Genomic DNA, 10,332 nt, shown 5'->3' with positions numbered 1-10,332 from the left:
GAACCTGTGACCCCTACCATGTCAAGGTAGTGCTCTACCGCTGAGCTAACCGCCCATCTTGTTCTTGCCGCCCGAAAGCTGGCCTTGCTACGTAAAAACCCGGCGCCAGGGCCGGGCTTTGCAGTTCACGACAGCCCCCTTCCAGGGACGTCGTGGTGGGCGGTACAGGGTTCGAACCTGTGACCCCTACCATGTCAAGGTAGTGCTCTACCGCTGAGCTAACCGCCCATCTTGTTCTTGCCGCCCGAAAGCTGGCCTTGCTACGTAAAAACCCGGCGCCAGGGCCGGGCTTTGCAGTTCACGACAGCCCCCTTCCAGGGACTTCGTGGTGGGCGGTACAGGGTTCGAACCTGTGACCCCTACCATGTCAAGGTAGTGCTCTACCGCTGAGCTAACCGCCCGATTTTGCTTCTGAACGTCCGCGATTGCGTCGGTGCAGGCCGCGTATATTACGGATGCCGGCCGTGAAGCGCAACACTTTTGTGAAGAAGATGCTGCACTGCCGCGTTCAGCCCAGACTCGCTTCCTTCAGCTGCCGGATCTGGTCACGCACGCGGGCGGCATCCTCGAATTCCAGGTTCTTGGCGTGCTGGTACATCTGCTGCTCCAGCGCCTTGAGACGGGACGCCAGCTGGGCCGGGCTGAGGGATCGATAGTCACTCCCCTCCTCGGCAACGCCGGGCCTGCCCTTGCCCTTGCTCTTCTTTGCTTCCTTCTCGGCCGCATCGGAGCGCGCGCCTTCCAGCACGTCGGTGATCGGACGCGCCACCGAGCGCGGCACGATGCCGTGCTGCTCGTTGTACTCGACCTGCTTGGCGCGACGGCGGTCGGTCTCGTCGATCGCCGCCTGCATCGAACGGGTGATCTTGTCCGCATACAGGATCGCCTTGCCACGCACGTTGCGGGCGGCACGGCCGATGGTCTGGATCAGCGAGCCGGTCGAGCGCAGGAAGCCCTCCTTATCGGCATCCAGGATCGCCACCAGGGACACCTCGGGCATGTCCAGGCCCTCGCGCAGCAGGTTGATGCCCACCAGCACATCGAACTTGCCCAGGCGCAGGTCGCGGATGATCTCCACGCGCTCGACCGTGTCCACGTCCGAGTGCAGGTAGCGCACGCGGATGCCGTGCTCGGTCAGGTATTCGGTGAGATTTTCGGCCATGCGCTTGGTCAGCGTCGTGACCAGCACACGGTCACCGGCCTTGATGCGCGCGTTGGCCTCGCTCATCAGGTCGTCAACCTGGGTGCCGACCGGGCGGATCTCCACCACCGGGTCGATCAGCCCGGTGGGGCGTACGACCAGTTCGGTGATCTCGTCACCGGCCTCGCGGTACTCATAGGGGCCTGGCGTGGCCGACACATAGATGCTACGCGGGCAGCGCTCTTCCCACTCCTCGAAGCGCAGCGGCCGGTTGTCCAGCGCCGAGGGCAGCCGGAACCCGAACTCGACCAGCGTTTCCTTGCGCGAACGGTCGCCCTTGAACATGGCACCGATCTGCGGAATGGTCACGTGCGATTCGTCGATCACCAGCAGCGCGTCGGCCGGCAGGTAGTCGAACAATGTCGGCGGCGGTTCGCCGGCGTTCTTGCCGGTCAGGTGCCGGGAGTAGTTCTCGATGCCGTTGCAGTAGCCGACCTCGGCCATCATTTCCAGATCGAACTGGGTGCGCTGCGCCAAGCGCTGCGCCTCCACCAGCTTGTTCTGCGCGTACAGCTGCTCCAGGCGCTCCTTCAGCTCGACCTTGATCGTCTCGATCGCCGCCAGCACACGCTCGCGCGTGGTGGCGTAATGGGTCTTCGGGTAGACCGTGAAGCGCTGCATGTTGCGCAGCGTCTCGCCGGTGAGCGGATCGAACAACGTGATCTTCTCGACCTCGCCATCAAACAGCTCCAGGCGCAGCGCCTCGCTGTCCGACTCGGCCGGGAACACGTCGATGACTTCACCACGCACGCGGAAGGTACCGCGCTGCAGCTCGTATTCGTTGCGCGTGTACTGCAGCTGGGTGAGGTGGTTGATCAGGTCGCGCTGGTCGATGCGCTCGCCCTTGGACAGGATCAGGCGCAGCGACAGGTAGTCTTCCGGCGCGCCCAGGCCGTAGATCGCCGACACTGTCGCCACCACGATCGCGTCCGGGCGCGACAGCAGGGTCTTGGTCGCCGCCAGCCGCATCTGCTCGATGTGCTCGTTGATCGAACTGTCCTTCTCGATGAAGGTGTCCGACGATGGCACGTAGGCTTCCGGCTGGTAGTAGTCGTAGTAGCTGACGAAGTACTCCACCGCGTTGTGCGGGAAGAACGCCTTGAACTCACCATACAGCTGCGCCGCCAGCGTCTTGTTCGGCGCCATGATCAGCGTCGGCTTCTGCACGTTCTGGATGACGTTGGCGATGGTGTAGGTCTTGCCCGAGCCGGTGACGCCCAGCAGCGTCTGCTTGGCGATGCCCGCTTCGAAGTTGCTGGTCAGCTTCGCGATGGCATCAGGCTGGTCGCCTGCCGGCGAATACGGCGAGACGAGTTCAAAACGGTCGCTCATGGTGGTGCCAGTTCCCGGGAGTGGTGAGTATACGGGGCATGGAGTGACGGCCCGCTGAGGGGTTTCCGGGCAGGTGAGCGCGGCGTTGGCTGATGGTGGCGCCTAGCTGGACAAGGGAGGCTGGACCCATGCGCCACCTCCCCTTCCCCAGCCCTACCGCACCGCGAGGCATGCATCTGGTCGAACTGTTGGCGGTCGTGGCAGTGATGGCCGCGCTACTGGCGGCCGGCTGGCCCTCCCTGCAGTCCCTGCTGTTGCGGCAGCGTGCGGACGCCACCCGCATCAACTTGCAGTCCGGACTCGCTACTGCGCGCTACCAGGCGATCATGCGGCGTACCTTGATCGGCATCTGCGCAAGTACCGATGGCCACCACTGCGGCGACGACTGGAGCCAGGGCTGGATCATCTACAGGGCAATCGGCGGGCGACAACCACCCTCTTCTGCCGATGCCATTCTGATGCACCAGACAGGCTTTCCGAACATCAAGATCCGGGGAGCCACCAGCAGTGGCCGACCACAACTTTACTTCCAACCGGATGGCCGCAGCCCTGGCGCCAACCTGACGCTGCGCATCTGCGCGGACGGCCGTGAGCACTCCCGGATAATCGTCAGCAACAGCGGTCGCGTCCGATCAACACGGACCAGGACCGATCGACCCTGCTGAAAACAAAAAAGGCCTGCGGATGACCGCAAGCCTTTGATGCGTATAACTTGGCGCCCGAAGTTGGACTCGAACCAACGACCCCCTGATTAACAGTCAAGTGCTCTAACCGGCTGAGCTATTCGGGCGGGGAGGCGCATTGTAATCACCTCGGTCAGAGAGTGCAACACTCCTGTCCACGACGACCGCCGACGCACTTTTCCCACATCACCAGCATTCGGACAGCGTGCCCTTGGACGTCTTCACATTGGCCTGGTTGAGGGACAGGTCACCACACTTGTCTTTGGTCTGAGCATTGGCAGCCGTCGCCGTAAATGTAAACGTCGATTGCGCGGTTTCCATGGACAAGGTGTAAGCCGCCGTACCACCCTCACGAGGAGAGTTGATGGAATCCGCGCCGCCCGGGAAGGTGAAGCCCACATAGGTGTTGTTGACGGTGTGGTAGCGCTCGGCCAGCTGCGCGTACTCCACCAGGTCGGCCTTGGCCTGCGCCCGCCGCGACTTCCGCACATGTTCGCTGTAGTTCGGGTAAGCAATCGCAGCGAGGATCGCCACGACCGCCACCACGATCATCAGTTCAATGAGAGTGAACCCGCGGGCCAGGCGGCCAGGGGCAAACGTCGTGTGCATTGCGGCAACTCCATTGATCGACGAAGCACGGATGCCACTCACTGGATCTGCCTCCACGACTGGCGACCACACGGGTAAGGCAAGTACATCGGTTTCGCACCCGCCACCGAAATCTGCATCAGGCAGGCCTCGCCAGGCGGCGTCGGAGGCGGGGTCCCTGGCTCACCCGGATCCGGCGGCGCAAGGCGAGGGACAACAGAGGTCGTGACATCCCTGACCGGAGCGTTACCGCCCGTTTCCAGGGGTACACCAGCCGTACCTGCCCCCGGCGACGTGCCATCCGGTGCACCGAAGCGCACCTGCGACATTGCCGCTTCGCCACTGCCGGCCTGCAGGCCAAACACCCAGTTCGCACCATCCACCGAGCAGCCCCTGGCCTCGGACGGGATATAGGTTGGCATGAAGACCACCCCGGAAACGATGCGCGGATTGCCGACTGCACGCTCCTTGTCGGACAGCGTTACGGTCCAGCCACGGCTCAGCGTCGGGATAGTACCCGGCAGCAGGGTACGAACGTCATTCTCAAACTGTGCCGCGAACGGACGCAGATTGGCCGAGGTCAACGTGGCACTGGGCTGCCCGGTTTCGACGTCATTGATGCCAAAGAGCGCCTGCACCGCAGCATCGTTCTCATCGCCGTAGTACGAGAAGCTGCCGGTCCCGAAGATCAGCATCACGCCACCGGACGGGCCCGCGGTCACGGTCATGCCGCCGGTGATCGGTTGGCGATAGGTCCGCTTGTCGCTGCGATCGACATGAGTATCGGTGGTGAACAGCGGAACTGTCGGTGCCGCGTCGGCGCGCAGGTCGAACTTCCAGACCGCTCCTCGCTTGTCAGCACCATAGACGGTATCGGCAAGACCATCGCGGACCCGTTCGCTCTGTCCAGCCCCGCCCCAACGATCGACCACGACGATGTTGCCCAGCCCATTGCTACCGGCGGGCAGATCTGTACCAGATTCGACCGCCTCGATCATGCGGATGGTCGGCGTGCTGCCTGCTGCCATGTCGACCACGAACAACACGGCTTTGCCACTCTCGCTTTCATAGCCATTGCCAAAGATCGCCCGGAAGCCCACCGAGCCATCGGCATTCTTCATCGGCACGATCACCGGCTTGCCCAGCACATGGCCGATATTCGCTCGCACTTCGTCATCCAGTGCGGCGTTGAGATCACTGATTTCCCATAGCAGCGAGCCGGTGCCGCCGAAGCTGGCCGGATCAGACACATCCAGCGCGAACACGCTACGGCCACCTGCGCCGGCCGTACCCACCAGCGAGGTGGTCCAACCGCTGCTGCCATAGGTATCGCTGATTGTCACTGGGCCATCGACGTAGTAGCGATGCTGGAAGCGCTGGATGTTCTGGTTGGTGGGATCGTTGGGCAACAACAGATTGCCCATATGACCCAACGACGTGGACGGGATATAGGCAAACAGCTCCTTGCCACCATCGCTGTCCATCTCGCCATCCGCGCCCATGCCGCCATCAAAGGCGTGCAGCATCCCGTCGTTGGCAGCCGCGTAGACCATGTAGCGTCGGTCATTGCGCTTGGTGACCATGTAGTCGGCATAACTGGTGCCCATCGCGCCCGGCAGACGGCGGAAGCCGTAGTCATCGAGCGGCGAGCTCAGGGCCGGCGTAGAGGTGATGATGTCCCCAAGCACTGTGGTACGGTCGCGCAGCTTGCCACCGCTGCGCTTTTCGTTGGTTGTGTCTCCACGCAGATACGCCACGGCGGTCGCCGAATCCGTGGCGAGCCCTTCCAGTTCCGAGGCACTGCAGATCAGCATGCCCGGATACATCACACCCGACTTGTCGCACAGGTTGGCCAGGCTGACATTACTGCCGGTGAAATCAACCAGTTCACCGTTGCGCCAGAAGCGGATGCGGCGCGATGCGGCCGCTGGCATCTTCGCCGACGCTTCCCATGCCTCCTCCGAGACAATCCTGCGCGTTGAGTCGTCCACTTTCAGCGAGTAGGCATGCAACCTGCCGTACCAGTCGGTGCCGTTGTTGGTCGCCTCGTAGAACGGCTCCACCGACAGCGAGCCCACGCCGATACGAGCCCCCGTCAACGAACGCGAGCCGGACGGCGTGGCCCCTTGGGCAACATTGCTGATGATCCGGCGCATGGCAGCGGTGATTTCGCCCGGGCGCGTGGCGTTGACCATCTCGCCGCGGGTGTCATATACCGCGTTCCACAGCTCGTCGACCGCTTCCGGCTTGAGATCCTGCGTCGTGGTCGGGAAATTGGGCTTGACCACGTACGGATCGGGACTGAGCACCCAGGGGCGCTTCGGATCCGGAAGGTACTTGACGCCGAACTCTTTGCCCTGAGTACCCAGCGTCACACCGTAGAAATTCATGTGCAATTTTCTGTTGCAGTCCAATGACGGGTCCGGACTGGAACTGCTGCACTCTGCAGGAACCGGCACAGAGCCGTTATCAAGGTCTTCGACCAGCGGGCCCTTGTAGTAAGGCGCCACCAGGTCCTTCATCAGAGTATTGTTGCCGCTTTCATTGATGTACCCATCAGTGAACAGCATGCCCGCATTCTTCTGGCAAGCCAGCAGCACAGGCGCCCCTTCATCCGTGCGCTGGAACTGCTGACCAAGGTATTTTGCGGCAGAACGGTTAGGCGTGGAGCCACTGGCTCGCATTCTGCTCATGATGTCGTACAGCAACTTCGACTTTTCGGTCTCGTCGGTCATGTTGTGCATCTTGACCTTCTGCAGATCATCCGGCCGATCGTTGATACGGAACCAGCCCACGCGCAGGTTCGTAGTGCCATGCAGCGCATTGGTGGCCGCACCGATCAAGGCTTCGCGACGGGTCCGATACAGACTGAACCAGTTGGCGAAGTTCCGCATCGCATTGTTGAACTTGGCCTGATCCTTGTTGAAGTTATCCAGCTTGATCTCATACTTGTAGAGCGTACCCGGACGCCCGCCAACTGGGTTGGTCACCGCCACCGGGGATGCGGTATAGCCGTAATCGGCCGGCAGCGAGGCCGGGTTTTCCAGGAAGAACGTGGCCGGATAGAACACCATTGCGGCACTGCAGCTTTTGCTCAGCGTCACCTTCTTATTCAGCACAGCGAAGCCGTCCTTCACACTACTGTTTCCGCCTTTTCCGCTGGTAATATCGCTGCACCGATTGTCTTCAATCCTCGTATCTTTCGGAAGTTCCATACCGCTATAGAACTGAAAACGCCAGTTTGCGGATTTTCCACTCACGACAATGGACCTCATTGTCGAATCGGCGGTGAGGTCAAGGGTGCCGGTCTTCTTGCCGTCTGGCGTGCCCGGTCGCGGATCCAGGGGCGCTGCGGCCGGATCAATCGGACCACTTGGGAAATTGGCAGCCGAGCCCGTGAGCCCGGTTTTCCACGAATCATAGGTCTCGCGAGGATCAAAGTAGGAGCCGTTGACATCCGGAGATCGCACAAAGCCATAGGCATCCAATGGCGGAACTGCAAGATTCGAATCCCGGCCGTAGTTCGGGAATACGTAGTGATATATGTTCCCGAAATCGACATAGCCGTACGCCACGCTGCCACTGTAGAAGCTCGTCCCGCTCCAGCGATATACACCATCACGGGTGTTGTTCAGCGTCTCCCACAGCATCGAACCGGAATCATCCAGCGCCATCAGGAAGGCCGGTGCCGTCTGCACCTGGATGTTCAGCGGCGCCTGTGCAAGCGTGCCCTGGCCCTGGGCCGCCATCAGGGTATAGATGAAGTAGCCCCCACCCAGCGCCAGTGCGGCGCCACCTGCGGCCATGAAGCGGAATTTGCGCGAAGCCATGGCCTGCGTCCTCAGAGTTTGAATACGGTATCGATGACCACTGCGGACGAGCTGGCATCCGCATCGTCAGTGGCGAACCCAGTGATCTGGTAGATCGGCGTGATGTCTTCCAGTGGCCGCCCCATCTCCAGTGCCGATTCACCAACTACGCAACTGTCGATCTGCCTTACATTGACTGCAGAGCGAGTATCGTCGCGGCGCTCTACAGCCCAATCGGCCGGGTCGAATCCATCATCGCAGACCCGCGACACATCGCTGGCCTGCACCAGGCTCTCGTCGCCGACATCCTGGCGATTGGCGATCTGTTCCACCGTGCGCTCGGCTGCACGCACCACACCTTCCGAATTCTGGAACGCCCGGTTGGCGGCTCGGTAATTGGCTGCCATCTTCTCCTGCATGCCCGCCACCTGCATGCCAGCGATACCCAGCAATGCCAGCAGGATGAGCATGATCAACGCGACATACAGCACCGCACCACGCTGCTGGCGGGGAGCGGTGATCGGCCTGAACGAACGCTGGAAATGGGCCATGATCAGTTTCCGAACAAGCGATTGCGCAGGGCAATCGAGACTTCATAACTGGAGCGGTAGCGACCGTCGGGCTTGTCACTGTTGGTGAACTCAACGCCGAGCACCGATAGCGCATTGGCCGATTGGGCCGAGGACGACGGCGATGGGCTGCGCGCCAGCAATCCGACCTGCACTTGCCCCACACGCAACCACTGTGCGGCACCTTCGGCATTGGCATCCGTGCTGACCCCGCCGGCTGCGGCGAGCTGGGTGATGTTGCCGGCCGGCGGAGCACTGATACTGATGTTGGCGGTGTTGTCCAGGCCGTACATCAGCTGCAGGCTTTCGATGCCTTCCACCAACTCTTCATTGATCTTGTACTCCCCATCGCTGTCGGCACGCGCTCGCCGCAGCCCAGGCTGTTTCGTCTCCGGATTGATACCCACGTAATAGACCATCGACTCGGCGCGATAGAGCATCGTCTGCCCGGTTGGCTGCGCCACGTAGCGCGACAGATCCAGAGAGGTCGCAGTCACCCGCGCAGCGCTCAACGTGCCTGCGAACACATCGGCATGCCCACAGTCGGCGATGCCGAACAGAGTGGGCGTGCTGATGCCATCGCTGGTCAGGCGCGCGACGTGGTCACTATCCACGTCCAGGAGTGCATCGCCGCCATCGGAAGAGATCGCCGTGACCGGCACCCCCATGGGGGCGAAGAAGCGGAGCAACAGCACATCGCTGCCGCCGGCCGGTGCCGGGCTCAATCCGGCGATCGCAGCCGGCAGGCCTTGCGGCGCGGACCAGTCCGCGCCTAGCGCCAGACTGCCGCCGGGAGCCGTGCCGGGAGCGTCGAAGCCCTGGATGGAAACACTGAAATCCAACGGACTGCCAGCACCGGAGGTAGCACCAAGATGCGATACCGGGTCTCCCTGGTTCTTTACTACATGGGCCTGGTCGTTGACACAGCCCATGTGCCCGGCCATTCGGATGTCCCGCTCCAGGAAGTCCAACGCGAATCGTGCATTTTCCTGAACGCGGGATGCTCCCTCAGACAGGCGCGAAGCCGTCTGTGAGGCAATGAACACCTGGACCACACCCAGCATCAACACCAGGCTGATCACCAGCGCGACCATCAGTTCGACCAGCGATAGACCAGCCATGGCGGTACGACGTTTCATGGCCATGCTCACAATTCCGTCGCCAGAGCGAAGGTGGTGGCCTTGTCCGGATCATCCGGATCCCAGCGCTGGTCGCCCCAGGTGATCGCCACGTTCACCACACCCCCCTTGTAGGTCACCTCGGCGCCGGCATCGTCACCCAGCGCTTTTACAACCTGGCATTGCCAACGTTCAATCTTTGCACCAATAGCGACTTCGCCGGTATCGGCGGCGCACGCCTTCTCTGCGGTTTTGCTGCCTGCCGCAAACGACGCGGCGGTGTACCACGCCGCTTGATAGCGGTTGCTGCGCATCTGCTCGGTCAAGTCGTAGGCGAGATTGGTTGCCTGGGTACGGTAGTTGGCGCTCTGTACGAAGCGGACGTTCATGGTCTGCAGCAGGGCGAATCCCAGCAGGCCGAATGCCAGAACGATAATTGCAATCAGCACTTCCAGCAGAGTGAAGCCGCCCGCTTGGCGTGCACGGATCGAACGCGGGTTCATGAGCAGGTTTCCTTGGTGCTGCGGATCTGCCCAGAGGCATTTACCGTAAGAGTGCGTTTGTCCAGTGCGCCCTTGCTGCAGACATCCGGCTCCAGCAGGATCGACTGATCGCTGGCGGCCCTGCGGCGCCCCCGCCCATCGAAGGCGACCTCTTCCGACGGTCCACTCAGCTGCAGCTTGGGGCTGCCGCTGACGAACCGCAGTACGGTTTCCTCGGAGGACATCGTGCCATCACCATCGGTGTCAGTGAAGGCCAACATGCCGGCAGACCAGCTACCGTCACAGCTCGCGCCGTCGCTGCTGCCACACACGCCACCGCCACGGTTGCTGCGAATTGCCTCGCTCCGCGCCAGGCTGAGCAGGCCCAGTACTTCATTGTTTGCCGACGCAACCCGATTGGAGCGGAGAGTGCCTTGGAAACTCGGAAAGGCGATCGCGGCCACGATCGCCAGCACGGCAACCGTGACCATCAACTCAACCAGCGTAAAGCCGTATTGCCGGCGCAAAGACATTGGACGCTCCCCAGCGT

Annotated in this window: 8 protein-coding genes and 3 tRNA genes; 1 reads left to right on the top strand and 10 read right to left on the bottom strand. The window is 62.0% G+C overall.

Features of this window, described 5'->3' with window-relative positions:
• Positions 1-153: 153 nt before the first annotated feature.
• From QRO95_RS12835 to uvrB, 3 genes are all read right to left on the bottom strand, one after another.
• Positions 154-228 (bottom strand) — tRNA-Val (locus QRO95_RS12835).
• Positions 229-326: 98 nt separating this feature from the next.
• Positions 327-401: transfer RNA gene (locus QRO95_RS12830), tRNA-Val, on the bottom strand.
• A 107-nt stretch (positions 402-508) separates the two neighbouring features.
• Entirely contained in the window at positions 509-2,533 is a 2,025-nt protein-coding gene (uvrB, locus tag QRO95_RS12825; RefSeq protein WP_285302729.1) for an excinuclease ABC subunit UvrB, read from the bottom strand.
• Between the two features lie 170 nt (positions 2,534-2,703).
• Between uvrB and QRO95_RS12820 the strand changes: the two genes are divergently transcribed.
• Entirely contained in the window at positions 2,704-3,198 is a 495-nt protein-coding gene (locus tag QRO95_RS12820; protein WP_285302728.1) for a GspH/FimT family protein, read from the top strand.
• Positions 3,199-3,246: 48 nt separating this feature from the next.
• Here the strand turns inward: QRO95_RS12820 and QRO95_RS12815 are convergent.
• From QRO95_RS12815 to QRO95_RS12785, 7 genes are all read right to left on the bottom strand, one after another.
• Positions 3,247-3,323 (bottom strand) — tRNA-Asn (locus tag QRO95_RS12815).
• Between the two features lie 79 nt (positions 3,324-3,402).
• A complete protein-coding gene (locus QRO95_RS12810) occupies positions 3,403-3,825 on the bottom strand; it encodes a type IV pilin protein (RefSeq protein WP_285302727.1) in 423 nt (140 codons plus the stop codon).
• A 38-nt stretch (positions 3,826-3,863) separates the two neighbouring features.
• Positions 3,864-7,634 (bottom strand): pilus assembly protein, encoded by a 3,771-nt coding sequence (locus QRO95_RS12805; protein ID WP_285302726.1) that lies wholly within the window; start codon positions 7,632-7,634, stop codon positions 3,864-3,866.
• Between the two features lie 11 nt (positions 7,635-7,645).
• Positions 7,646-8,164, bottom strand: a complete 519-nt coding sequence (locus QRO95_RS12800; protein WP_285302725.1) for a PilX N-terminal domain-containing pilus assembly protein — start codon at positions 8,162-8,164, stop codon at positions 7,646-7,648.
• Between the two features lie 2 nt (positions 8,165-8,166).
• The gene (locus QRO95_RS12795; protein ID WP_285302724.1) at positions 8,167-9,327 is read right to left on the bottom strand and encodes a PilW family protein; all 1,161 of its coding nucleotides are present in this window, start codon (positions 9,325-9,327) and stop codon (positions 8,167-8,169) included.
• Positions 9,328-9,329: 2 nt separating this feature from the next.
• The gene (gene pilV / locus QRO95_RS12790) at positions 9,330-9,803 is read right to left on the bottom strand and encodes a type IV pilus modification protein PilV (protein ID WP_164079892.1); all 474 of its coding nucleotides are present in this window, start codon (positions 9,801-9,803) and stop codon (positions 9,330-9,332) included.
• Positions 9,800-10,315 (bottom strand): GspH/FimT family pseudopilin, encoded by a 516-nt coding sequence (locus QRO95_RS12785; protein WP_285302723.1) that lies wholly within the window; start codon positions 10,313-10,315, stop codon positions 9,800-9,802. The genes pilV and QRO95_RS12785 overlap by 4 nt, the downstream gene beginning before the upstream one ends.
• Positions 10,316-10,332: the final 17 nt, after the last annotated feature.

This window comes from Stenotrophomonas maltophilia group sp. Smal13, assembly GCF_030236855.1.
Classification (GTDB): domain Bacteria; phylum Pseudomonadota; class Gammaproteobacteria; order Xanthomonadales; family Xanthomonadaceae; genus Stenotrophomonas; species Stenotrophomonas maltophilia_A.
This window is presented reverse-complemented; position numbering and strand designations above follow the sequence as displayed.

Excerpts from the sequence above, each read along its gene's own strand:
- uvrB (WP_285302729.1), bottom strand. The coding sequence starts at position 2,533 with ATGAGCGACCGTTTTGAACTCGTCTCGCCGTATTCGCCGGCAGGCGAC.
- QRO95_RS12820 (WP_285302728.1), top strand. The coding sequence starts at position 2,704 with ATGCATCTGGTCGAACTGTTGGCGGTCGTGGCAGTGATGGCCGCGCTA.
- QRO95_RS12810 (WP_285302727.1), bottom strand. The coding sequence starts at position 3,825 with ATGCACACGACGTTTGCCCCTGGCCGCCTGGCCCGCGGGTTCACTCTC.
- QRO95_RS12805 (WP_285302726.1), bottom strand. The coding sequence starts at position 7,634 with ATGGCTTCGCGCAAATTCCGCTTCATGGCCGCAGGTGGCGCCGCACTG.
- QRO95_RS12800 (WP_285302725.1), bottom strand. The coding sequence starts at position 8,164 with ATGGCCCATTTCCAGCGTTCGTTCAGGCCGATCACCGCTCCCCGCCAG.
- QRO95_RS12795 (WP_285302724.1), bottom strand. The coding sequence starts at position 9,327 with ATGGCCATGAAACGTCGTACCGCCATGGCTGGTCTATCGCTGGTCGAA.
- pilV (WP_164079892.1), bottom strand. The coding sequence starts at position 9,803 with ATGAACCCGCGTTCGATCCGTGCACGCCAAGCGGGCGGCTTCACTCTG.
- QRO95_RS12785 (WP_285302723.1), bottom strand. The coding sequence starts at position 10,315 with ATGTCTTTGCGCCGGCAATACGGCTTTACGCTGGTTGAGTTGATGGTC.